Source organism: Vibrio rarus (assembly GCF_024347075.1).
In the GTDB taxonomy this organism is placed as follows: Bacteria; Pseudomonadota; Gammaproteobacteria; order Enterobacterales; family Vibrionaceae; genus Vibrio; species Vibrio rarus.
Genome location: NZ_AP024900.1, coordinates 2,812,593 through 2,835,103, shown reverse-complemented (window position 1 = coordinate 2,835,103; position 22,511 = coordinate 2,812,593). Strand labels below are relative to the sequence as shown.

Genomic DNA, 22,511 nt, shown 5'->3' with positions numbered 1-22,511 from the left:
CCATTTATTAAAAATAAGATTTACTTTTTGGTATTTTTCGTGAATATTAGCGTGTAATATCTGATTTTTGATACAAAATTCGAAATTTTTGCTTTTTACAAAAGCGGAAATTGTTTTTCGAGGAAGAATACATGGTAATTGCGTTAACTAAACCAGGGCGAGTGCTTGCTAGGCGCTTGCTGATGATTGAGTTAAGCGCAGTTACATTAGTGGCAATTGGGATAAGCATTTCTGTTAATCCTAGTTGGGGGCTATCGGCACTCATAGGTGGTGGCATTTTTGTCATAGCCAATGCTGTGTTTTCTTTATTTGCGTTTATGTATGCAGGTGCAAGAGCGGTAAAGTTTGTCGCTTTTTCATTCTATACAGGTGAAGCGCTTAAGATACTCCTAACTATAGTCTTGTTTACCATTGCCTACGTGTATATGGAGTTGGAACTTGTTCCTCTCAAGCTAACCTATTTGCTGGTCTTACTTATAAATATGTTTGCTCCAGTGTTTTTTATTAACAAAAGAAAATAGGAAAAGTTATGGCTACGCCTGGTGAAGCGTCGAAAACTTCCGGTGAATATATTGCCCATCACTTACAACATCTATCTTTAGCTAATTTACATGTTGTACCTGAGGGCAGTTTCTGGAATGTACATATCGATAGCCTGTTCTTTTCTGTGTTAACCGGTGTGTTATTCCTTTGGGTATTTCGCTCGGTAGCTAAGAAAGCGACAACTGGTGTACCAAGCCGATTGCAATGTGCTGTAGAAATGGTAGTGGAATTCGTTGGTGAGAACGTAAAAGACACTTTCCATGGACGCAACCCGTTGATTGCACCGTTGGCATTAACAATATTCGTGTGGATTATTTTAATGAACTTGATGGACCTTGTGCCTATCGATTTCTTACCATATCCAGCTGAATTAATGGGTATTCCTTATCTTAAGGTGGTTCCTACAGCAGACGTGAGTATTACTATGTCGATGGCACTTGGTGTGTTTGCTTTGATGATTTACTACAGCATCAAAGTGAAAGGCATCGGTGGCTTTGCTAAAGAATTAGCACTGCATCCTTTTAACCATCCACTTATGATTCCGTTCAACTTGTTACTAGAAACCGTATCGCTACTCGCGAAGCCGATTTCTCTTGGTATGCGTTTGTTCGGCAACATGTTTGCTGGTGAGGTTGTGTTCATTCTTTGTGCTGCAATGCTCCCTTGGTACTTACAATGGGTAGGTTCTCTACCTTGGGCTATCTTCCATATTTTGGTTATTTTGATTCAAGCCTTTGTATTTATGATGCTAACGATCGTATATCTATCGATGGCTCATGAAGATAGTGATCACTAATTTTATAAACGTAAACTCTAAAATTAATATTGGAGAATTTTTAAATGGAAACTGTTCTGAGTTTTTCTGCTGTTGCTGTAGCGATCATTGTTGGTCTGTGTTCAGTAGGTACTGCTATTGGCTTCGCTATCCTAGGTGGTAAATTCCTAGAAGGCGCTGCGCGTCAACCTGAAATGGCCCCAATGCTTCAAGTTAAGATGTTCATCATCGCGGGTCTTCTAGATGCGATCCCAATGATCGGTATCGTAATTGCACTACTATTCACATTTGCAAACCCATTTGTCGGTCAACTAGCCGGTTAATCAGTCGATCATTCATCTGAAACTTTGTTGATTAACTAAAAGGGGTAGCTGTTGTGGAAATGAACGCAACTCTGCTAGGTCAAGCCATCTCGTTTGCCATGTTTGTTTGGTTCTGCATGAAATATGTATGGCCACCAATCATTGAGGCAATCGAAGAACGTCAGAAGAAAATTGCTGACGGTCTCTCTGCTGCTGAACGCGCAGAGAAAAATTTGAACCTAGCACAAGCCAACGCTTCTGAACAATTGAAAGAAGCGAAGCGCACAGCAACTGAGATCATCGATTCAGCGAATAAACGTAAAGCTCAAATTATTGACGAAGCTCGTGAAGATGCACAGGCAGAACGCCAAAAAATCTTAACGCAAGCAGAAGCAGAAGTTGAAGCTGATCGTAGCCGCGCTCGCGATGAACTGCGCAAACAAGTTGCTACTCTGGCTATTGCTGGTGCCGAGAAAATCTTGGAGCGCACAATCGATAAAGATGCGCAAAAAGATATTCTTGAAAACATTACTGCAAAACTTTAACGCAAGGGGCGCTTATGTCGGATTTGGTAACAATCGCACGCCCCTATGCTAAAGCAGCATTCGAATTTGCGGTGGAAAAAGACGCGTTAGACCAATGGAGTCAAATGCTGGGTTTTTCTGCCGAAGTGACAAAACATCATGAAATAGCAGACTTACTGGATGGCTCTTTAACCGCCAACAAATTGTCTGAACTTTTCATTGCTGTTTGTGGCGATCAACTTGATGAACATGGCCAAAACCTACTTAAGGTAATGGCAGATAACGGCCGACTAAAGGCGTTACCTGATGTTTTTGCTGAGTTTTTAGCTCTTAGAAGAGAGCACGATAAGTGTATTGATGTAGACGTTATTTCTGCATCAGAGCTATCGCAACAACAGCAAGACGACATGACAAGTAAGTTAGCGCAACGCTTTGACCGCAAAGTGAAGCTGAATTGCAGTATAGATGAGACCCTACTTGGTGGGGTTATTATTCGAGCCGGAGACCTAGTCATCGATAACTCAGCGCGTGGTCGTTTGAACCGCCTGAGCGATGCATTGCAGTCTTAATGGGGATTGGATCATGCAACTTAATTCCACGGAAATTAGCGATCTAATTAAACAACGTATTGAATCTTTCAACGTTGTAAATGAAGCTCGCAACGAAGGTACTATCGTCTCGGTAAGTGATGGTATTATTCGTATCCATGGCCTTGCAGAAGTTATGCAGGGCGAAATGATTGAACTACCGAGTGGCCGTTATGCACTTGCACTTAACCTTGAGCGTGACTCGGTTGGTGCGGTTGTAATGGGCCCGTATGCTGACCTACAGGAAGGCATGAAAGTAACTGGTACTGGTCGTATCCTTGAGGTGCCAGTAGGCCCTGAACTACTAGGTCGTGTGGTAAACACACTTGGTGAGCCTATTGATGGTAAAGGACCGATCAACGCAGCACTAACTTCTCCTGTAGAAGTTATTGCACCTGGCGTTATCGACCGTAAGTCGGTAGACCAACCTGTACAAACTGGTTATAAGTCAGTTGACTCCATGATCCCTATCGGTCGTGGTCAACGTGAACTTATCATCGGTGACCGTCAAACTGGTAAAACGGCGATGGCAATCGATGCCATCATCAACCAGAAAGACTCAGGTATTTTCTCTGTATATGTAGCAATCGGCCAGAAAGCTTCAACCATCGCTAACGTGGTTCGTAAGCTTGAAGAGCACGGTGCATTAGCCAACACTATCGTTGTTGTTGCTTCTGCATCTGAATCTGCTGCACTGCAATACCTAGCGCCTTATGCTGGTTGTGCAATGGGTGAATACTTCCGCGATCGCGGCGAAGACGCTCTCATCATCTATGATGATTTGTCTAAGCAAGCGGTAGCGTACCGTCAAATCTCTCTACTACTGAAACGTCCACCGGGCCGTGAAGCATTCCCTGGTGACGTATTCTACCTCCACTCCCGTCTACTAGAGCGTGCCGCTCGCGTAAACGAAGAGTATGTAGAGCGTTTCACCAAGGGTGAAGTAAAAGGCAAGACAGGTTCTTTGACCGCTCTTCCTATTATCGAAACCCAAGCTGGTGACGTATCAGCATTCGTACCGACTAACGTAATCTCGATTACTGATGGCCAGATCTTCCTGCAAACTGAACTATTCAACGCCGGCGTACGCCCAGCGGTTGATCCGGGTATCTCGGTATCACGCGTAGGTGGTTCAGCGCAGACTAAGATCATCAAGAAACTGTCTGGTGGTATTCGTACAGCACTAGCTCAATACCGCGAACTAGCAGCATTTGCTCAGTTCTCTTCAGACCTTGATGACACGACTAAGAAGCAACTTGACCACGGTGCTAAAGTGACCGAACTGATGAAGCAGAAGCAATATTCTCCTATGTCAGTTTTCGATCAGGCACTGGTTATTTTTGCTGCTGAGCGTGGTTTCCTAGGGGATATTGAACTTAATAAGATCCTAGATTTTGAAGCCGCTCTACTGTCGTATGCTCATGGTCAGTTCGCTGATCTAGCGAAAGAGATCAACCAAACGGGTGCTTACAACGACGACATTGAAGCTCAGCTTCAAAAAATCGTCACTGATTTCAAAGCAACCCAAACCTGGTAATTGGTTGGTGACTTGTAAGAGTCACCTACTAACGGAGAGTAACGATGGCCGGCGCAAAAGAAATACGTAATAAAATCGGTAGTGTTAAAAGCACACAGAAGATTACGAAAGCTATGGAAATGGTAGCCGCTTCAAAAATGCGTCGCTCGCAAGATGCGATGGAAGCGTCCCGTCCGTATGCAGAAACAATGCGTAAGGTGATCGGTCATTTGGCTAGCGGTAGCCTAGAGTACAAACATCCGTACCTAGAGGAACGCGAAGCCAAGCGTGTTGGTTACATCATAGTTTCTACCGACCGTGGTTTGTGTGGTGGCTTGAACATTAACTTGTTCAAAAAAGCCCTAATAGATATGCAAACTTGGAAGGAAAGTGGTGCTGAAGTTGACCTTGCCGTAATTGGCTCTAAGGCAACAGCATTCTTTAACAACACTGGCGCTACAGTATCGGCGCAAACTTCTGGCCTAGGCGATCAGCCAAGCCTTGAAGATTTAATCGGTTCTGTCGGTGTTATGTTGAAGAAATATGATGAAGGTGAGTTGGATCGCCTCTTTATAGTGTTCAATAAATTTGTCAATACTATGATTCAAGAACCAACGATCGATCAATTACTGCCTTTACCTAAATCAGACAGCGAAGAAATGCAGCGTGACCATCAGTGGGACTACATTTACGAGCCAGAGCCAAAACCTCTGCTAGATGCACTTTTGATTCGTTATATCGAATCTAGCGTGTATCAAGGCGTGGTGGAGAACCTAGCGAGTGAACAGGCCGCACGAATGGTTGCGATGAAAGCTGCAACGGATAACGCAAGTAACCTGATTGAAGATTTAGAGCTTGTTTATAACAAAGCTCGTCAGGCTGCGATTACACAAGAGCTATCAGAAATTTGTTCTGGTGCTGCTGCGGTTTAGTTTTAGGTTAAACGAATTAGTTTAGAGGATTAACAATGGCTACAGGTAAGATCGTAGAGATCATCGGTGCGGTAGTCGACGTAGAGTTCCCACAAGGCGAAGTACCACGTGTATACGACGCACTTAACGTAGTTGACGCTCCAGAACGTCTCGTTCTTGAAGTTCAGCAACAGTTAGGCGGCGGCGTAGTTCGTACTATCGTAATGGGTAGCTCAGACGGTTTACGTCGTGGACTAGATGTTACAAATACTGGTGCTCCAATTACAGTTCCAGTAGGTACTAAAACTCTTGGTCGTATCATGAACGTTCTTGGTGACGCGATTGATGAATGTGGTGAAATCGGTGCTGAAGAGCATTACGAAATTCACCGACCTGCACCTAGCTATGAAGACCAGTCAAATGCGACAGAGCTTCTAGAAACTGGTGTAAAAGTTATCGACTTGGTTTGCCCATTCGCTAAGGGTGGTAAAATCGGTCTATTTGGTGGTGCAGGTGTAGGTAAGACCGTCAACATGATGGAACTTATCAACAACATCGCACTACAGCACTCGGGCCTATCTGTATTTGCAGGTGTAGGTGAGCGTACTCGTGAAGGTAACGACTTCTACTACGAGATGCAGGAAGCGGGCGTTGTAAACGTCGAAAAACCTGAAGAATCAAAAGTAGCAATGGTTTACGGTCAGATGAACGAGCCACCGGGTAACCGTCTGCGCGTTGCATTGACAGGTCTAACCATGGCGGAGCGTTTCCGTGATGAAGGCCGTGATGTACTGTTCTTTGTAGATAACATCTATCGTTATACCCTTGCGGGTACAGAGGTATCGGCACTTCTAGGTCGTATGCCATCTGCGGTAGGTTATCAGCCAACTCTTGCAGAAGAGATGGGTGTTCTACAGGAGCGTATCACGTCAACGAAGACGGGTTCTATCACATCTGTACAGGCGGTATACGTACCTGCGGATGACTTGACGGATCCCTCTCCGGCAACAACGTTTGCTCACTTGGATGCAACGGTTGTACTTAGCCGTAACATCGCAGCTATGGGTCTATACCCTGCGATTGACCCATTGGACTCAACATCTCGTATGCTTGATCCGTTGGTTGTTGGTCAAGAGCACTACGACGTAGCTTCAGGCGTTCAAACTACGCTACAGCGCTATAAAGAGCTAAAAGATATCATCGCAATCCTAGGTATGGATGAGCTTTCTGAAGAAGATAAGCAAGTGGTATCTCGTGCACGTAAGATTGAGAAGTTCCTTACTCAGCCTTACCACGTAGCGGAAGTATTTACGGGTGACCCAGGCGTTTACGTACCTCTTAAAGAGACACTACGTGGATTTAAAGGCCTACTAGCTGGTGATTACGACGACATTCCAGAGCAAGCATTCATGTACTGCGGTAGCATTGATCAAGCTCTAGAGAACGCTAAGAAGCTATAAGTCTGATTAGGAGGCAATATGGCAGCAATAACCTTTCACCTTGACGTGGTAAGCGCAGAGAAAAAACTCTTTTCTGGGCGCGTAGAAACGTTCCAGGTGTCCGGTAGCGAAGGTGAGCTTGGTATTTTCCATGGCCACACCCCGCTGTTGACCGCTATTACTCCTGGTATGGTTCGCATCGTAAAACAACACGGCCAAGAAGAGTTCATTTATGTCTCTGGTGGCATGGTTGAAGTTCAGCCTGGTAACGCTACCGTTCTAGCTGACACCGCCATCCGTGGTGAAGATATCGATGCTTCCAAAGCAGAACAAGCCAAACGCAAAGCTGAAGAGTGTATTCACAATCAGCACGGCGACATGGACTTTGCTCAGGCAGCCAGTGAATTGGCTAAAGCGATGGCTCAAGTACGAGTTGCAGAACTCACTAGAAAACGTCGCTAATCATATTAGCCATAGCGTAAAGATAAAGGTGACCTTAGGGTCACCTTTTTGTTTTGTGTCCAAAATGGATATTTTTAGGTTAATATAGAGCCAGTAACCTTAGGTGCGGCAATGCCATCCTAAGATCCCATGATGTTTCCATGGTTTAAAACAATAAGAATTCACTGTAAGTATTCAAGGATTAAGTGATGAACAATTTTAGCGCTGTCATTCTGGCTGCCGGTAAAGGCACTCGTATGTACTCTAAGAAGCCCAAAGTACTGCACACACTAGCAGGCAAGCCAATGGCAAAGCATGTTATTGATACTTGCGTAGGTTTGGGGGCCAACAACATTCATTTAGTGTTTGGTCACGGCAGTGATCAAATGAAAGCGACCTTAGCCAGTGAGCCTGTGAATTGGGTTGAGCAAAAAGATCAACTTGGCACTGGGCATGCCGTTGATCAAGCGTCACCTCATTTTTCAGATGATGAAAAAGTGTTGGTTCTTTACGGTGATGTTCCTCTTATTACTAGCGAAACAGTAGAAGCGCTTTTAGACGGTCAGCCACAAGGTGGTGTAGGGCTATTAACCGTCGTTTTAGACAATCCTATGGGCTACGGGCGTATTGTTCGTGAGAACGGCTCTGTGGTGGCTATCGTTGAGCAAAAAGACGCAACAGAACAGCAAAAAGCCATTTGTGAAATTAACACCGGCGTTCTTGTGGCTGATGGTAAAGATCTTAAGCGTTGGTTGTCTAACCTAAGCAATGATAACGCTCAAGGTGAATACTACTTAACCGACATTATTGCAGCTGCACACAATGATGGTAAGAAAATTGAAGCGGTACATCCTGCAAGTGCAGTCGAAGTGGAAGGGGTCAATGACCGCCGCCAGTTGGCTCGTCTTGAACGCGCTTTTCAACAGATGCAAGCGGATAAGCTACTAGAGCAAGGGGTAATGCTTCGCGACCCAAGCCGTTTTGATCTACGCGGCTCACTGCAATGCGGTATGGATGTGGAAATTGATGCCAACGTGATCATTGAAGGCAGTGTTACTATTGGTGATAACGTCGTTATTGGCGCGGGCTGTGTACTAAAAGATTGTGAAATTGACGACAACACCGTTGTACGTCCTTACTCTGTTATTGAAAATGCCACCATTGGCGAACAGTGTACGGTTGGGCCATTCTCTCGTCTTCGCCCTGGTGCCGAGCTATGTAATGACTCGCATGTAGGGAACTTTGTCGAAGTGAAAAATGCCCGCCTTGGTGAAGGTTCTAAAGCCAACCACCTTACTTACCTAGGTGATGCTGAGATTGGTCAACGTACGAATATTGGCGCAGGCACGATTACTTGTAACTATGATGGTGCGAACAAGTTTAAAACCATTATTGGTAACGATGTATTTGTTGGTTCAGATAGCCAATTAATTGCACCTGTAACCATTGCCGATGGTGCAACCATTGGTGCTGGGGCAACAGTAACCAAAAATGTGAATGAGAATGAGCTTATTATTTCTCGCGCTAAAGAGCGTCGCATTGCCAATTGGCAGCGTCCTGTTAAGCATAAAAAATAGCCTTAGCATTAAAGCCTAATCAACAAAAACCCCGCATTTGCGGGGTTTTTTATTTGAGCCAGTCGTTATTAGTAGTTAGGAATTGCGTAGCGTTTTTCTAAGTAACGCACTCCTTGTGATACGGCTAAAATAAGAATTAAATATTCCAGAACCAAGAAGGTATAAATTTCCAATGGTAAGTACTCATTAACCACCAACTCATTGGCACGCCGAGTTAAATCACTCAAACCTATGACGCTAACCAGCGATGACATTTTGAGTATGTATACAAATTGGTTGCCCAGTGGTGGCAATATTTGACGCAGGGCTTGTGGAAAGACCACCAGCCTCATTGTTTTCCAGTAGCTTAATCCCAGCGCGTGAGCCGCTTCATGTTGACCGCGATGAATGGCTTGGATACCCCCTCTGAATACTTCGGCCATAAAGGCGCTTTCAGCTATAGATAAGGCAATTACCCCTGCCCAATAATGGTTTAAAGAAATATCCATTAAGGTAGGTAAGCCGTAGTAAACCCATAACAGCAACACTAATACCGGAATGGCGCGGATCACTTCTACATAGAGGCGGTTAACGCCACGCAGGTAAGGGTTAGTCGAAAGGGCAGGGAGCGCAATAATAAAGCCGATCAGCATGGCAAAGAACATGCTCAGTAACGACACGCTAATGGTGGCGCTAAAGCCATCAATAAGAAACTTTAAGTTGGTTTGTCCTTGCGTTGTGGATGGGTCAAGAACATACCAACCCCACTCATAATTAGAGCAACCGCTGAGCAAAAGACAGCAAGCAACTACGGTCATAGTGTTTAATTTCAAAATATGGCTGTCCTTAGGCACACAATAGATAAGAACCTGTTATGGTATCAGTACCATCAAATAAACGTTACTGCTTTTAAAGGGATTTATGATGAAGAAATTACTTTTGGCGTTGGGCCTTTCGCTACTCACATTATCGCCAGCAATGGCTGAAACAAGCCGTTTACAAGATATTTTAAGCAAAGGTGTGTTGCGGGTAGGCACTACGGGGGATTGGAATCCTATGACCATGAAAAACCCCGCCGATAACAGTTATCGTGGTTTTGATATCGACGTCACCACTGAGCTTGCGAAAGATCTTGGGGTAAAAGTTGAGTATGTGGCTACGGATTGGAAAACCTTAGTCAACGGTATTACTGCCAATAAATACGATATTACAGGCAGTGCTTCGTTAAACATGTCTCGCGCGAAAGTGGCCGGATACAGCCAGCCTTATTTCTACTTAGCATTTGTGCCAGTAGTGCCGAAAAAAGATTTGGCTAAATACTCTGACTGGAGTGACTTTAACCAAGCCGATATTAAAGTGGCCGCGACACTGGGCACAGTGCAAGAAAATATGGTCAAAGAGCTGTTTCCTAAAGCGCAGCATATTGTCATAGAAGCCCCAGCCCGAGACTTCCAAGAGCTATTAGCGCGCCGAGCAAATGTTTCCGTTACTTCAAATGTGGAAGCAGCAACATTAGTGAAAAAGTTCAAGCAACTGGCGGTAGTTCCAGTAAAAGAACCCAAAAATCCAACCCCAATTTCTATGCTATTACCGCAAAAAGACCAAGTATGGATTAACTATGTGAACCACTGGGTCGAGCTAAAAACAACCCAAGGTTTCTTTGATAAAACGGCTAAAAAATGGGGTTTAACTAGCCTGTAAATTTACGGAAAATAATAAACAAAAGGCAGCCATAAGGCTGCCTTTACTATAAATACCGGCTAATTAACTCAAGAAGAAACGATAAGACGGGTTATCCGATTCATCTTTGTAGCCATAGCCTAGCTCTTGTAAGTGACTAGAAAAGCGCTCGATATCGTCTTCAGTTAACTCAAAACCACACAGTACACGACCATAATCGGCGCCGTGATTACGGTAGTTGAATAAGCTGATATTCCAATGCGTACCAAGAGTGCTTAGGAATTTAACTAAGGCTCCCGGGTATTCCGGAAACTCAAAGCTGTATAAGCGTTCTTGGATTGGTTTTTTCGGCTTACCGCCGACCATGTAACGAATATGCAGTTTTGCCATTTCGTCATCTGAAAGATCGACCACAGGGTATCCGCCTGTTTGTAGATCGGCAATGATGCCATCTAGCTCGGCTTGACCTTCATGTAAGCGTACACCAACAAAGATATTGGCTTGCTCATCATCGTTGTAACGGTAGTTAAACTCAGTTACCGCGCGTCCACCAATGATATTGCAAAAATCAAAGAAAGCCCCTGGGCGCTCTGGAATGGTAACCGCGAGTAAACCTTCGCGCTTTTCACCTAATTCACAACGCTCAGAGACGTAACGCAACCCGTGAAAGTTGGTATTTGCCCCTGACAAGACCGTAGTAAGGTTTTTATCTTTTAATTGATGTGTCTCTGCATATTTTTTTAAACCTGCTAATGCCAGCGCCCCAGAAGGCTCTGCGATAGCACGAGTGTCTTCAAAAATATCTTTAACGGCCGCACAAATCTCATCACTAGAAACCGTAATGTGCCCATCAATATTTTCGTTACACAAACGGAAGGTTTCGCTACCTATTTGTTTAACGGCCACCCCATCAGCAAACATGCTGACTTGATCTAAAGTCACCGGTTTACCCGCATCCAGCGCCGCTTTTAAACAGGCTGAGTCTTCTGGTTCTACAGCAATGACCTTGATGTTGGGCATCAGTTGTTTTACTAACACTGAAATACCTGCCGCTAAACCGCCGCCGCCCACAGGCACAAAGATGTAGTCGAGATTACCATTTTGCTGGATCAACTCCATACCAATCGTCCCTTGCCCTGCAATCACTAGATGGTGATCAAAGGGAGGTACAAAGGTGTAGCCATGCAATTGGGAAAGACGCTCAGCTTCGGCTTTTGCTTCATCAAAGTTGTTGCCGTGTAGCAGTACTTTTCCGCCAAATGCCTTAACCGCATCCACCTTAATGTCTGGGGTGGTTTTGGGCATGACAATGGTCGTGCTAATGTTTAACTTGGTGCCAGAGTACGCCATGCCTTGTGCATGGTTTCCTGCGGAGGCCGCAATAACACCCGCTTGTTTTTGTTGTTCTGTTAAGTTGGCCACCATGTTGTAGGCGCCACGTAACTTAAACGAGTGTACTGGCTGACGATCTTCTCGTTTGATCTGAATATGGTTGTCGAAACGCTCCGATAGACGAGGCATATCTTGCAACGGCGTTAGGGTTGCCACCTCATAGATTGGAGCTCGCAAAACTTGGCGCAGGTAATCTGCGCCAGACAGTGGGGTAGTAAGACTCATCGCCTTACTCCTCAAACTTAGATTTGTCTCTTACTGCGCCTTTGTCGGCACTCGTAGCCATGCTTGCGTAAGCCTTAAGAGCAAACGAAACGGCACGTTGTCGAACCACCGGTTTCCAGCCTAACTTGTCTTGTGCTGTGCGGCGTTCTGCCAACTCAGTTTCAGACACTTGCAGCTCGATAGTACGGTTAGGAATATCAATAGCAATGAGATCCCCAGAATTGACTAAGCCGATAATGCCACCCGCCGCCGCTTCTGGAGAAGCGTGACCAATAGACAGACCCGCTGTACCACCAGAGAAGCGACCATCGGTTAATAGCGCACACTCTTTGCCAAGCCCCATAGATTTTAGGTAAGTGGTTGGGTACAGCATTTCTTGCATGCCCGGACCACCTTTAGGGCCTTCATAGCGAATGACAACGACGTCCCCTGATTTCACTTTGCCACCAAGGATACCGTCTACCGCATCTTCTTGGCTTTCAAATACGACCGCAGGGCCAGTAAATTTAAGGATGCTTTCATCAACACCGGCCGTTTTTACAATACAGCCATCAAGGGCAATATTCCCTTTCAGTACCGCGAGGCCACCATCTTGGCTATAGGCGTTTTCTTTGCTGCGAATACAACCGTCTTTGCGATCATCATCCAGAGATTCCCAGCGGCAATCTTGAGAGAAAGCTTTAGTCGTACGAATGCCAGCAGGGCCGGCACGGAAGAACTCTTTCACTTCTTCAGATTCGGTTTGCATTACATCGTAATGAGCAAGTTGCTCATCCATGGATAGGCCCAGTACGGTGCGTGCTTGGTTGTTTAATAAACCAGCGCGGTTTAGCTCACCTAGAATGGCCATAACACCACCAGCACGGTGTACATCTTCCATGTGATACTTAGGTGTCGAAGGTGCCACTTTACACAGATTAGGCACACGACGAGACATAGCATCGATATCTTGCATGGTGAAGTCTACGTCACCTTCTTGAGCGGCTGCGATAAGGTGTAATACGGTGTTGGTCGAGCCACCCATAGCAATATCTAGAGCGATGGCATTTTCAAAGGCTTGTTTAGTGGCAATACTACGGGGAAGGGCAGAGAGGTCATCTTGCTCGTAGTAACGTTTGGTGAGTTCTACAATGCGTTTACCTGCGTTGATAAATAGCGCTTCACGGTCGGCGTGAGTGGCAAGCATTGAACCGTTACCTGGTTGTGAAAGACCTAGCGCTTCGGTTAGGCAGTTCATAGAGTTGGCCGTAAACATGCCAGAACAAGAACCACAGGTAGGGCATGCACTGCGCTCTACTTGTTCACTTTGCTTATCCGATACTGTTGGATCGGCGCTTTGCATCATGGCATCAACAAGGTCGAGCTTGATGATTTGGTCAGAAAGCTTGGTTTTACCCGCTTCCATAGGGCCACCAGAGACAAAGATCACTGGAATGTTAAGGCGCATAGAGGCCATGAGCATTCCTGGGGTGATTTTGTCACAGTTAGAGATACACACCATAGCATCCGCGCAGTGAGCGTTGACCATGTACTCTACAGAATCGGCAATGAGCTCCCGTGATGGCAGTGAGTACAGCATACCGCCGTGACCCATGGCAATGCCATCATCAACGGCGATGGTGTTAAATTCTTTAGCAATACCACCTGCTTGTTCAATTTCTTTAGCAACCAGTTGGCCCATGTCTTTTAGGTGAACGTGACCAGGTACAAATTGAGTAAATGAGTTTACAACGGCAATAATTGGCTTACCGAAATCTTCATCTTTGACCCCGGTTGCACGCCATAAGGCACGAGCACCCGCCATGTTACGGCCGTGAGTTGTGGTTGCGCTACGATAGATTGGCATAATTATTCCTTATTTCTCTGCGTCAGCTGGGTAGACGTAATCCAACCAACCCCATTTATCTTCAGTGGTGCCATTAAACAGGCCAAAATAGGTTTCTTGTAAATCTTTAGTCACAGGCCCACGCTTGCCTTCACCCACTTGAATTTGGTCCACAGAGCGTACCGGAACAATCTCTGCTGCTGTGCCTGTCATAAAGACTTCATCGGCAAGGTACAAGGCTTCGCGAGCGATATTTGCTTCAACGATTTCATAGCCTTTATCGCGCGCTAGAACCATGATTGAATCACGAGTAATGCCCGGTAAAATTGCCGCTGTTGCTGGTGGAGTAATAATGACCCCATCTTTTACCACAAAGATGTTTTCCCCTGCGCCTTCAGATAGGTAGCCATCGACACTAAGAGCGATACCTTCATCGTATCCATGACGACGAGCTTCACCACCAACTAATAAAGAAGAGAGGTAGTTACCCCCCGCTTTTGCCGCTGTAGGAATAGTGTTAGGTGCGGCGCGGTTCCAGCTAGAAATCATGGCGTTTACACCATTTTCTAGTGCTTCTTCACCTAGGTAAGAGCCCCAAGGGAAGGCGGCGATGATAAGTTCCATCTCACTATCAACCGGAGGACAAACCCCTAAACCTACGTTACCTACAAAACCTAGTGGGCGAATATAAGCGCTTTCTAGTTTATTTACGCGAATGGTTTCGCGAGTGGCTTCCATAATTTCTTCAACAGTATATGGAATTGGGAAACGATAAATTTTTGCTGAATTTTTTAGACGTTTGGCGTGTTCTGGGTGACGAAAAACAATAGGCCCTTTAGGGGTGTTGTAACAACGAACCCCTTCGAATACTGAAGTGCCGTAGTGCATGGCATGAGTGAGTACGTGTACGTTGGCGTCTGCCCACGGAACCATTTCACCATTAAACCATATAAAATCTGCTGTTTTTGTAGCCATTGCTGCTTTCCTTATGCGCTCACGCTATGCTGTAAATTGTTGTTTGGAAGTTCGTTGTTATCGATTTTGGTGACATCTACGCTAATCACATCCCAAAGCTTTTCAATTTGGCTAGTTAAAAATGTGATTGGGCGTTCACTATCCACAATGATCTCGACACTGGCGATCTTGCTGTGATGGTTTTGAGTGCCAGCAACCTGGCGAACAATAAAACCACGGTGACGGACAACACGTAATACTCGTTCCATAAGAACAGGTTTATCATCCGCTTTAATTTCTAGTAAGTATCTTTCCATGCTTGCCTCCCTAGGTGTTCTCTAGCATATCTGCATTGGACGCACCCGGCGGTACCAATGGCCATACATTTTCTTCTTCATCTATTAGAACATGAAGTAGATAAGCTGTTTTGCTGGCTAGCATTTCTTGTAATGCAGGCTCCACTTCTTCTTTCTTAGTGATGGTTTTGCCGGGGATATCAAATGCCTTAGCAAGCATAATGAAGTCCGGGTTATCATCAAGAATGGTTTCACTGTGGCGACCATCAAAGAACAGAGATTGCCACTGACGAACCATACCCAAACGTTGGTTGTTGATCAGAACCATTTTTACTGGGATTTGACGACGCTTAAGCGTACCAAGCTCTTGCACGTTCATCATAAATGAACCATCACCAGAGATAAGAATGGATTGATCGTCAGGTCTTGCCACGGCCGCACCCATTGCCGCAGGTAGGCCAAAGCCCATAGTGCCTAAACCAGCAGACGAGATAAAGTTTTGTGGGTTGCGTGGTTGTATGTGCTGGGCTGACCACATTTGGTGTTGCCCTACATCTGTTGAGACCACGGAACTATCGGGCATCATGTCGGATAGTTGTTTTAGTAATAGTGGAGCATAGATTAACTCCCCAGGGTGATCATAGCGCCATTTAAATCCGTTGCGTAGGCTATCGCAATGTTTCACCCAAGGGGTGATGTCATTTTCTAGGTGCAATTGTGGCAGTATTTCATTGATATCACCGCGTAGCACAGAGTGTGCGTGACGCAGTTTGTTGAATTCTGCTTTATCTATATCTAGGTGGATCACTTTTGCATTAGGTGCAAACGTATCTAGCTTGCCTGTCACTCGGTCATCAAAGCGAGCGCCCACAACGATCAGTAAATCGGACTCTTGTACTACAAGGTTAGCGGCTTTAGTGCCGTGCATTCCGAGCATACCTAAGTAATGTGGATCATGACGCTCTATGGTGCCAAGGCCTTTCAGTGTGCTTACTGATGGCATAGGGTTGTCGCTTAGAAACTGTCGCACCGTGTCGGTTGCTTTGGCCAGTTGTACACCACCACCCACATAAAGTACTGGGCGACGACTTTCGCGCAGTAGTGCTTGAGCTAAACGATAATCCTCAGGTTGAGGCACTGGCATCATAGGCTGTTGAAATGCAGGAAACTCAGTGTCTGGAGCTTGTGCAAGTTGAACATCTTTCGCAATATCTACAAGAACAGGGCCGGGGCGTCCAGATTTCGCAACTTCAAAGGCGTCTGCGAGAGTGGGGGCGAGATCATGAATGTCCGTAACCAAATAACTGTGCTTTGTACAAGAAAGCGACATACCAATCACATCCATTTCTTGGAATGCGTCAGTACCAATGTGTGAACTAGCAACCTGACCGGTAATAGCGACAACCGGTACTGAATCTAAGAAGGCGTCGGCAAGACCTGTCACTAGGTTTGTTGCTCCTGGTCCAGAGGTGGCCATGCACACAGCGACATCTTGAGTTGAGCGTGACATGCCAATGGCTGCCATTGCTGCACCTTGTTCGTGGCGACACAAAATGTGCTCTACACCACCATCGTATAATGCATCATAGATGGGCATTATTGCTCCGCCAGGGTAACCAAAAATCGTTTTGATCCCTTGCTTTTGAAGTGCTGCTACGACTAATTGTGCACCGGTCATTGTCGGTCTCCTTTTGCTGAGGAAAGCTGCTGTTTATTTGCGTTATTGGTTGTACTGCACATCTTGTGCTCCATTCTTCCTAATTGATTTTTTTACACCTAGAAACTAAAAAGCCCCCGAACTTTTCAGTGCGAGGGCTTATAAATCTTGTTGTATTAATTTGCGCTTACTCGCCCTCGCGCGGTGTGAATAATCACCACGATAATCAGGCTGACCAGAGATTGTAATCGAAGAGTAGGCTGCATCATTTCCAAGTTAATATAGTTGTACAGTGTGTATGCTACTAGTGGTAACACATATTATTGCGTAATGACAAGGGAAAAGTCATTCTTTTTTCACTGCCCCTTGTTAGGTGAGTGGTCTAAACCCTATATAGGTATCTTAATTTTTGGTGAAGTATGGGGCTGGCAATTGTACATAGCCGAGCAAGCATCGGCGTCTCCGCACCTCCGGTTACTGTTGAGGTTCATATAGGTCCGGGCATGCCGGGATTCCATTTGGTTGGGCTGGCGGAGACGAGTGTAAAGGAGTCAAAAGATCGCGTTAGAAGCGCAATAATGAATTCTAAGTTCTCATTTCCGAGCCGTAAAATCACGGTCAATTTAGCACCCGCAACATATCATTAGTTACAACTCGAATGATGTATTTTCAATACACACAAAAAAGCCCATCTCAAATGAAAATGGGCTACATGCTGGTGGACTGGCTTTCAACAACTAGCATTTTTTGAGTCTATAGAACTTACTCTTGTTCATGCCAACCGTAGCAATAGCTTTAGACTGAGACATCCCAAGTTCAATTAGCTCATTCACTTTATTAAACTCAGACCACGACGCATCAGAAATCTGCTTACCTTTATACTTGCCTTCTTCTTTCGCACGTGCAATTCCAATAGCTTGTTTTTCTAGCATGTTCTTTCTTTCCATTTCTGCAACTGCACCTAATGTTGCTAGTACGATTTTGCCACTTGGGCTACATACATCTACACCACCTAATTGTGAAATCACCAATGATGCGCCTGCTTCATCAATTTGTTTAGCAATAGAAAGCACATCACTAACATCCCTGCCAATACGTGAAACATCGTACGCTATGACAACATCGCCACTTCGAAGACTAGAAAGCATATATTGAAGTTGTTCTCTATTAGTATCTTTACCCGATGCTTTATCAACAAATACTGTATCTGCTTTACCGTGTCGTGATTCTAACTCTTTAACTTGTTGCTCAATATTCTGTTCTTGGGTACTTACTCGGGCATAGATGATTTTCATGTGATTCTCATTAGTATTGTTTAACCTAGATCTCAATAATACTAGTATTATATAAGTCAGTCAATACTCTATGTAATACTGATTATCGTGTAAAATCAAGTAGTCTTATAAAGGGGTGCTCTTATAATACTGCTTTAATACTGATTTAGCTCTCACGTTAGCTCACGTTACCTTTCACGTTATAACTACGTTAGTTCACGTTAAACCCCGTTATAACGGGATATTCTGGAAGAATTTTATGAAATGGGTCGTTGGGAACTAAGTTCAACGGGTTTGTATGTAATCATTAACCTATCTGCTAAATCCTCATAGCATACAAACTAATGAAAACTATTGCATAGTCGTTAATCGTTGTGCTTGTAATCATTCATAGGTATTCAACGTTTAGACTAAACTTACAACGTTTAGACGTGTGATTTTACCCAATTAAAGCAATCGAACCCGTGTTCGTTTTTTACTATTGATTAAGCGTACAACGTCGTTAAACGTTTAGACTAAACTTACAACGTCGTTAAACGTCATACGATTAGATAATCATGCTGATATGGCTATTTTGTGTTATTTAACACGATATTCGAAAACTTTTATGAAAAAGGGTCTTCAATAGGGGTAATACCCCGTTAAAACAACGGGATCTGTTTCTAGAATTTTTAATAACGGTCTTCAATAGGGGTAATAGCCCGTTTCGAACGGGGTTTATTGAAATGTTTTTATGAAATGGGTCTTCATGGGGCGATACCGTTATATTTACCGTTATCTTTTTTCAAAATGATTGAATGATTGAATGGGATGCAAAGCGTTAGTACATGTACATGTATAAATATGTTCATGTACTAAAAATAGTTGATTTTATAATGATTGAAGAGAAACCTAAACGCCGTAATCGAAAGAAGTTGCCACGTAACAGCATTGATAAGATGATACATCAATACCACAATAGCAACATGAACATAGATGAGATATGCTATGAATGGGGTATTAGCCACCCCACGTTATACCGATACATTGCTGAATTTGACGATTCTCGATAACTACAAAAAAGCCCGCAATCAAATTAATGATGCGGGCTTTTTTTATGATTCTTTCTTCATGATTATGTCTGCCTGCAACCTACTGCAACCAAACCGTTCCATTAACACACTGTGTATCTGTTCATCTGTCATGGGTTCTTTTGCTGGCGGTCTTCGCTCGTTAACGTTCTTTAGAATCCGTTGTTGCGATAAATATTGCTCAAATGTCATACGTGTACTCTTATAGTTGCTTATTGATTCAACTATATTTATCAACATGATCACGCATACACTCCCATGCTAAATGCTTCTTGAAATTACACTTCCCACTCCAAATGCCTATAAAGTGCTTGTGAAATTACAATCCCATGCCAATGCTTCTTTAAAAGTGTTAAGAGTGAACGTATTTGTTCTCATATGTCTATAGTAAAATAAACCATGAATACGTTCACCCTTAACATTTTTAGCATGAGAGTGTAATTTACCAATTAACCTGTTCTAATAAGCCAACTATCTCTCGTTTCTTCATAGCTACTAAATCACGTGTAGTAACCCTGTTAACTTCGCAGAAATTACCCATACCTGTGATAGTCGTAATAACCTTCTTATGTCTCGATAGCTTCACCTGTTCTGATGCGCTCAAACCACCTACATCCCATACGAAAGCATCTGCATTACCTCTGTAATACCCATTGCAATTCTTTGAATCGAACTCCCACCCAAAGAGATAACAATAAACTCGAAACTGGCTTCTACTTAACACGTAATCACTTGAAAGCAAATCATTCAATTCTTGTAATCTTTCAACGCAACCGCCATTAGCTTCGATGAAATTACGTTCACTCATCAATTGTAGCTTGTCGCTATCTGTACGTTTATCCCACCAGAATTCTGCACCCTTAAATTGAGCCATCGACCAAAACGATAAAGCCATAGAACTCAATTCTCTCTTTGTTTTCCCTTCTCGTGTAACTGTACATTTGTCGTTATCGATAGCACTCTTAAGATAGTCTATCTGTGCTGTAGTTAATGAAGATAGAAATTGAATATCATCAATAGTTAACCGTTCGAACACCTTTGCTACATCTGTATTATTACCAATCTGTAAATTGATTATAAGAGATTCAATGTGTCTAATTCTCGATATCTCACGTTCGATCACTAAATCGCAAATGTCGTATTTCTGTTTCAACTCGGATTTGTACTCATCTAAATACAACGTATCGAATAGTTGAATAAGTTTAATACGCTCTTGCTTTGTGATAAAATTAAACTTCAATGATTTTATAATATCAAACTCGAACGCCTCTTCTAGTTTGTACCCGAATACCTCCATGCTACGAGTAACATCTAATGCATTGGAGGTATTTTTGTATCTACTTCTATACACTGCATTAGCAATTACACACCGCCGATATTCATTATCTTCGATATCTTTAATATCACCGAATTTGATATAGGGATTTAGCATTTTTTCGATGTCATACGTACTTCCACCAGCATTCCGATTTGATATAAAGCAATCATTCAACTCTTTTGCCTTTTCTAAACACCAATCAACTGAAACTCGTCTGCCCCCGTTACTACATAAAAGTACCCGTGTACCTTCGTTTCTCGCACGTCCAAATTGTTGAGCCAACTCACTCGGGCTACATGCTGTCGATACGATACGTACGTCATCCATTACGTTTACACCTTCATTCATGCATTTAGTCGCGATCACTACATCTGCACCCACATCACTGATAAAACCACTATCTAATAGCTTGTGAATGTCGTGTTTCTTGTTACGAATATCATCGCTACACACCGTCACACACGCCCCCCCTTTCTCTCGAATCTTAGTTGCTAAACGTGTATTGAACTTAATATCGTTGTTAAAGAATAAACTCGGGATTGATGTATCTTCTGTTAACAAATCAACCATAGTACCCATATCAACACCGTGTACTTTATCTTCACTGTTAGCACTCGTAACGATATCTGAATCGGGATGTATTACTGAATACGATTTCAACTCACGCTTATTCTTGAATGTACAAATCATCTCACTATCAAACACAATAGGGTTAAATTGATGCATGTACGAACCGCTATAGCACATTACCGTGTGTGTAGTACGTAACTCATTGATTAGCACTAATAGCTTAATGAACGTTTCACTGCGATAGCTTGCCTCATAGATATTCTGTATCTCATCAATGTGTAACACTCCATTCTTACCCAATATCTGCCTAATATTAGAAATCGGAGTTGATACGAAATGCTCTAATTGCATGATATTGCACTCGTGCCAATTGTTAGCTTCTGCAATCGATTGTTGTTGTTCTTTTATTGAAATCATGCTGAATATAACGATATCACTTGAGTCATTAGCGCGTGAAAGCATTAAAGTTGATTTGCCATATCCCGTACCTGCACTCACTAAATGGCAACCCGCCTGTTCTAATCGTGTTTTGTGAAATATGTCATCACTTAGTGAACCTAGATACTCGCCGTCATTCAACTTTAGATTTATCGTTTTCATATCAACACCTGCTCGTAAATGCCGTCAAATGGCTTACCTGTTGCTCTGAAAGTCTTAATTTGATCATCAACAAATGATTCAATAGATACTTTCTCTGTAAACTTAAGCGATTTGATAATTGTGATTAGCTGATTGCGTGTAACCATATAACTCAATAGATGTTGAGCTAACGTATAGAGCATCTTGTGTCTGTTGCCATCACTGTTGTATTCACGATAGTGCTTTATTGCTTTCTCAATCAACCGTAGTTGTTTATTGGCATCAATCACCTCTGTCTCATGTTTTTCCCACGCTTTAGCATATAGCTGTATCTGTGCCATTCTCTTGTACTTCAACCGTGTAATAAATTCGTCATCGAATACGTACTCATCTGCCGCGCTGTTAAAGTACAACTCGTCATCAAAGCTCAAATAGCACATTCTACTAATATCACATGTGCATGAATCTAACTCGATATCTAATTGTTCTTCTATATGCTCTCTAAGCAATGCATAACACTCATTGTATGTGTCATTACACCGTGTTCGTAATGATGTCTTGCATATTAGTTTTAACCCGCCACTGGGAGATACAAAGCCCAATGTAAGAGATTCGATTAGATTAGATGCTGTGTGTAATAACTTACGAGAGTTAGCAACGTCTTTTATACCGTCGTAGTCGAAGATCATTACTGCACCCGCATCACCGACTAAGCAATCATTACGCCGTTGTGTGAACTCACCCACTGAGAATGCGGGCAAATTAGATTTGAGATCCTTTTTCGGATTGATGCGAAACCCTGGAACTGATGCAGGAGCTTCTCTGTATGCATCGATGCGACGTTTTAACTCTAAGTCGTGTTTTAGTGTATTAACTAACTCATGTAGTGTGATCACCCGTATAGGGGTAGTGTCGAATGGGTTTTCGTATAGTGTGATTTTGTAGTTTTGTTGCATGTTGATTCTCCATAAAATAGATTTTAGGAGCAATACATGAGCTGAATTGAATATCGGAATGAAATATTGAATAGAAGCCATTGTCATTGCTCAAATAGTCGAAATGAAATGAGGCAGGCAA

General features: G+C 43.5%; 22 protein-coding genes and 1 pseudogene. 14 read left to right on the top strand and 9 right to left on the bottom strand.

Annotated elements, in window-relative coordinates; translation table 11 throughout:
- Positions 1 to 131 precede the first annotated feature (131 nt).
- The 10 genes from OCU56_RS12975 to glmU all read left to right on the top strand — a co-directional run bounded on the left by OCU56_RS12975 (position 132) and on the right by glmU (position 8,615).
- Positions 132 to 521 carry a F0F1 ATP synthase subunit I gene (locus OCU56_RS12975; RefSeq protein WP_261873566.1) on the top strand — a complete coding sequence of 130 codons (390 nt, stop codon included), beginning with the start codon at positions 132 to 134 and terminating at the stop codon, positions 519 to 521.
- An 8-nt stretch (positions 522 to 529) separates the two neighbouring features.
- Positions 530 to 1,339, top strand: a complete 810-nt coding sequence (gene atpB, locus OCU56_RS12970; RefSeq protein ID WP_261873565.1) for a F0F1 ATP synthase subunit A — start codon at positions 530 to 532, stop codon at positions 1,337 to 1,339.
- A 44-nt stretch (positions 1,340 to 1,383) separates the two neighbouring features.
- The gene (gene atpE, locus OCU56_RS12965; protein ID WP_017029793.1) at positions 1,384 to 1,641 is read left to right on the top strand and encodes a F0F1 ATP synthase subunit C; all 258 of its coding nucleotides are present in this window, start codon (positions 1,384 to 1,386) and stop codon (positions 1,639 to 1,641) included.
- A gap of 53 nt (positions 1,642 to 1,694) precedes the next feature.
- A complete protein-coding gene (gene atpF / locus OCU56_RS12960) occupies positions 1,695 to 2,165 on the top strand; it encodes a F0F1 ATP synthase subunit B (RefSeq protein ID WP_068697212.1) in 471 nt (156 codons plus the stop codon).
- A gap of 14 nt (positions 2,166 to 2,179) precedes the next feature.
- Positions 2,180 to 2,713 (top strand): F0F1 ATP synthase subunit delta, encoded by a 534-nt coding sequence (gene atpH / locus OCU56_RS12955; RefSeq protein WP_261873564.1) that lies wholly within the window; start codon positions 2,180 to 2,182, stop codon positions 2,711 to 2,713.
- A gap of 13 nt (positions 2,714 to 2,726) precedes the next feature.
- Positions 2,727 to 4,268, top strand: a complete 1,542-nt coding sequence (gene atpA / locus OCU56_RS12950; RefSeq protein ID WP_261873563.1) for a F0F1 ATP synthase subunit alpha — start codon at positions 2,727 to 2,729, stop codon at positions 4,266 to 4,268.
- A gap of 44 nt (positions 4,269 to 4,312) precedes the next feature.
- A complete protein-coding gene (gene atpG / locus OCU56_RS12945; RefSeq protein WP_261873562.1) occupies positions 4,313 to 5,179 on the top strand; it encodes a F0F1 ATP synthase subunit gamma in 867 nt (288 codons plus the stop codon).
- A 35-nt stretch (positions 5,180 to 5,214) separates the two neighbouring features.
- Entirely contained in the window at positions 5,215 to 6,618 is a 1,404-nt protein-coding gene (gene atpD / locus OCU56_RS12940; RefSeq protein WP_261873561.1) for a F0F1 ATP synthase subunit beta, read from the top strand.
- An 18-nt stretch (positions 6,619 to 6,636) separates the two neighbouring features.
- On the top strand, positions 6,637 to 7,059 hold the full coding sequence (locus OCU56_RS12935) for a F0F1 ATP synthase subunit epsilon (RefSeq protein ID WP_261873560.1): 423 nt from the start codon (positions 6,637 to 6,639) through the stop codon (positions 7,057 to 7,059).
- 188 nt (positions 7,060 to 7,247) lie between these two features.
- On the top strand, positions 7,248 to 8,615 hold the full coding sequence (gene glmU / locus OCU56_RS12930; RefSeq protein ID WP_261873559.1) for a bifunctional UDP-N-acetylglucosamine diphosphorylase/glucosamine-1-phosphate N-acetyltransferase GlmU: 1,368 nt from the start codon (positions 7,248 to 7,250) through the stop codon (positions 8,613 to 8,615).
- Between the two features lie 68 nt (positions 8,616 to 8,683).
- On the opposite strand, the gene OCU56_RS12925 is transcribed toward glmU, so the two are convergent.
- Entirely contained in the window at positions 8,684 to 9,412 is a 729-nt protein-coding gene (locus OCU56_RS12925; RefSeq protein ID WP_261874823.1) for an amino acid ABC transporter permease, read from the bottom strand.
- A gap of 106 nt (positions 9,413 to 9,518) precedes the next feature.
- On the opposite strand from OCU56_RS12925, the gene OCU56_RS12920 reads away from it, so the two are divergent.
- On the top strand, positions 9,519 to 10,295 hold the full coding sequence (locus OCU56_RS12920; protein ID WP_261874822.1) for a transporter substrate-binding domain-containing protein: 777 nt from the start codon (positions 9,519 to 9,521) through the stop codon (positions 10,293 to 10,295).
- Between the two features lie 63 nt (positions 10,296 to 10,358).
- Here OCU56_RS12920 and ilvA read toward each other — a convergent pair whose 3' ends face one another.
- Genes ilvA through ilvG form a run of 5 tightly spaced genes read right to left on the bottom strand, consistent with a single transcriptional unit; the run spans position 10,359 to position 16,644 of the window.
- Complete coding sequence (gene ilvA / locus OCU56_RS12915) at positions 10,359 to 11,891, bottom strand: threonine ammonia-lyase, biosynthetic (protein ID WP_261873558.1); 1,533 nt, start codon at positions 11,889 to 11,891, stop codon at positions 10,359 to 10,361.
- Positions 11,892 to 11,895: 4 nt separating this feature from the next.
- Complete coding sequence (gene ilvD, locus OCU56_RS12910; protein ID WP_261873557.1) at positions 11,896 to 13,737, bottom strand: dihydroxy-acid dehydratase; 1,842 nt, start codon at positions 13,735 to 13,737, stop codon at positions 11,896 to 11,898.
- A 9-nt stretch (positions 13,738 to 13,746) separates the two neighbouring features.
- Positions 13,747 to 14,691, bottom strand: a complete 945-nt coding sequence (gene ilvE / locus OCU56_RS12905; RefSeq protein ID WP_261873556.1) for a branched-chain-amino-acid transaminase — start codon at positions 14,689 to 14,691, stop codon at positions 13,747 to 13,749.
- Between the two features lie 11 nt (positions 14,692 to 14,702).
- Positions 14,703 to 14,987 (bottom strand): acetolactate synthase 2 small subunit, encoded by a 285-nt coding sequence (gene ilvM / locus OCU56_RS12900; protein WP_261873555.1) that lies wholly within the window; start codon positions 14,985 to 14,987, stop codon positions 14,703 to 14,705.
- Positions 14,988 to 14,997: 10 nt separating this feature from the next.
- Entirely contained in the window at positions 14,998 to 16,644 is a 1,647-nt protein-coding gene (gene ilvG / locus OCU56_RS12895; RefSeq protein WP_261873554.1) for an acetolactate synthase 2 catalytic subunit, read from the bottom strand.
- A gap of 398 nt (positions 16,645 to 17,042) precedes the next feature.
- Between ilvG and OCU56_RS12890 the strand changes: the two are divergent.
- Positions 17,043 to 17,258 (top strand): annotated as a pseudogene (locus OCU56_RS12890) (magnesium chelatase domain-containing protein); the annotation flags it as partial.
- Between the two features lie 102 nt (positions 17,259 to 17,360).
- Here the strand turns inward: OCU56_RS12890 and OCU56_RS12885 are convergent.
- Positions 17,361 to 17,918 (bottom strand): recombinase family protein, encoded by a 558-nt coding sequence (locus OCU56_RS12885; protein WP_261873553.1) that lies wholly within the window; start codon positions 17,916 to 17,918, stop codon positions 17,361 to 17,363.
- Between the two features lie 806 nt (positions 17,919 to 18,724).
- Here OCU56_RS12885 and OCU56_RS17525 point away from each other — a divergent pair.
- Entirely contained in the window at positions 18,725 to 18,949 is a 225-nt protein-coding gene (locus tag OCU56_RS17525) for a helix-turn-helix domain-containing protein (protein WP_390904840.1), read from the top strand.
- Positions 18,885 to 19,175 (top strand): hypothetical protein, encoded by a 291-nt coding sequence (locus OCU56_RS12880; protein ID WP_261873552.1) that lies wholly within the window; start codon positions 18,885 to 18,887, stop codon positions 19,173 to 19,175. The genes OCU56_RS17525 and OCU56_RS12880 overlap by 65 nt, the downstream gene beginning before the upstream one ends.
- 234 nt (positions 19,176 to 19,409) lie before the next feature.
- Here the strand turns inward: OCU56_RS12880 and OCU56_RS12875 are convergent, their stop codons facing one another.
- Complete coding sequence (locus OCU56_RS12875; RefSeq protein WP_261873551.1) at positions 19,410 to 21,455, bottom strand: DEAD/DEAH box helicase; 2,046 nt, start codon at positions 21,453 to 21,455, stop codon at positions 19,410 to 19,412.
- Complete coding sequence (locus OCU56_RS12870) at positions 21,452 to 22,390, bottom strand: BT4734/BF3469 family protein (RefSeq protein ID WP_261873550.1); 939 nt, start codon at positions 22,388 to 22,390, stop codon at positions 21,452 to 21,454. Before OCU56_RS12870 ends, OCU56_RS12875 begins: the two co-directional genes overlap by 4 nt.
- Between the last annotated feature and the right edge of the window lie 121 nt (positions 22,391 to 22,511).

Bases quoted from the DNA above. Each gene is read 5' to 3' on its own strand.
- OCU56_RS12870 (WP_261873550.1), bottom strand. From the start codon at position 22,390: ATGCAACAAAACTACAAAATCACACTATACGAAAACCCATTCGACACT.
- OCU56_RS12880 (WP_261873552.1), top strand. From the start codon at position 18,885: ATGAATGGGGTATTAGCCACCCCACGTTATACCGATACATTGCTGAAT.
- OCU56_RS12920 (WP_261874822.1), top strand. From the start codon at position 9,519: ATGAAGAAATTACTTTTGGCGTTGGGCCTTTCGCTACTCACATTATCG.
- OCU56_RS17525 (WP_390904840.1), top strand. From the start codon at position 18,725: ATGTACATGTATAAATATGTTCATGTACTAAAAATAGTTGATTTTATA.
- OCU56_RS12925 (WP_261874823.1), bottom strand. From the start codon at position 9,412: ATGACCGTAGTTGCTTGCTGTCTTTTGCTCAGCGGTTGCTCTAATTAT.
- glmU (WP_261873559.1), top strand. From the start codon at position 7,248: ATGAACAATTTTAGCGCTGTCATTCTGGCTGCCGGTAAAGGCACTCGT.
- atpG (WP_261873562.1), top strand. From the start codon at position 4,313: ATGGCCGGCGCAAAAGAAATACGTAATAAAATCGGTAGTGTTAAAAGC.
- OCU56_RS12875 (WP_261873551.1), bottom strand. From the start codon at position 21,455: ATGAAAACGATAAATCTAAAGTTGAATGACGGCGAGTATCTAGGTTCA.
- atpA (WP_261873563.1), top strand. From the start codon at position 2,727: ATGCAACTTAATTCCACGGAAATTAGCGATCTAATTAAACAACGTATT.
- OCU56_RS12935 (WP_261873560.1), top strand. From the start codon at position 6,637: ATGGCAGCAATAACCTTTCACCTTGACGTGGTAAGCGCAGAGAAAAAA.
- OCU56_RS12975 (WP_261873566.1), top strand. From the start codon at position 132: ATGGTAATTGCGTTAACTAAACCAGGGCGAGTGCTTGCTAGGCGCTTG.
- ilvM (WP_261873555.1), bottom strand. From the start codon at position 14,987: ATGGAAAGATACTTACTAGAAATTAAAGCGGATGATAAACCTGTTCTT.
- ilvD (WP_261873557.1), bottom strand. From the start codon at position 13,737: ATGCCAATCTATCGTAGCGCAACCACAACTCACGGCCGTAACATGGCG.
- atpE (WP_017029793.1), top strand. From the start codon at position 1,384: ATGGAAACTGTTCTGAGTTTTTCTGCTGTTGCTGTAGCGATCATTGTT.
- ilvE (WP_261873556.1), bottom strand. From the start codon at position 14,691: ATGGCTACAAAAACAGCAGATTTTATATGGTTTAATGGTGAAATGGTT.
- atpH (WP_261873564.1), top strand. From the start codon at position 2,180: ATGTCGGATTTGGTAACAATCGCACGCCCCTATGCTAAAGCAGCATTC.
- atpD (WP_261873561.1), top strand. From the start codon at position 5,215: ATGGCTACAGGTAAGATCGTAGAGATCATCGGTGCGGTAGTCGACGTA.
- ilvG (WP_261873554.1), bottom strand. From the start codon at position 16,644: ATGACCGGTGCACAATTAGTCGTAGCAGCACTTCAAAAGCAAGGGATC.
- atpB (WP_261873565.1), top strand. From the start codon at position 530: ATGGCTACGCCTGGTGAAGCGTCGAAAACTTCCGGTGAATATATTGCC.
- OCU56_RS12885 (WP_261873553.1), bottom strand. From the start codon at position 17,918: ATGAAAATCATCTATGCCCGAGTAAGTACCCAAGAACAGAATATTGAG.
- ilvA (WP_261873558.1), bottom strand. From the start codon at position 11,891: ATGAGTCTTACTACCCCACTGTCTGGCGCAGATTACCTGCGCCAAGTT.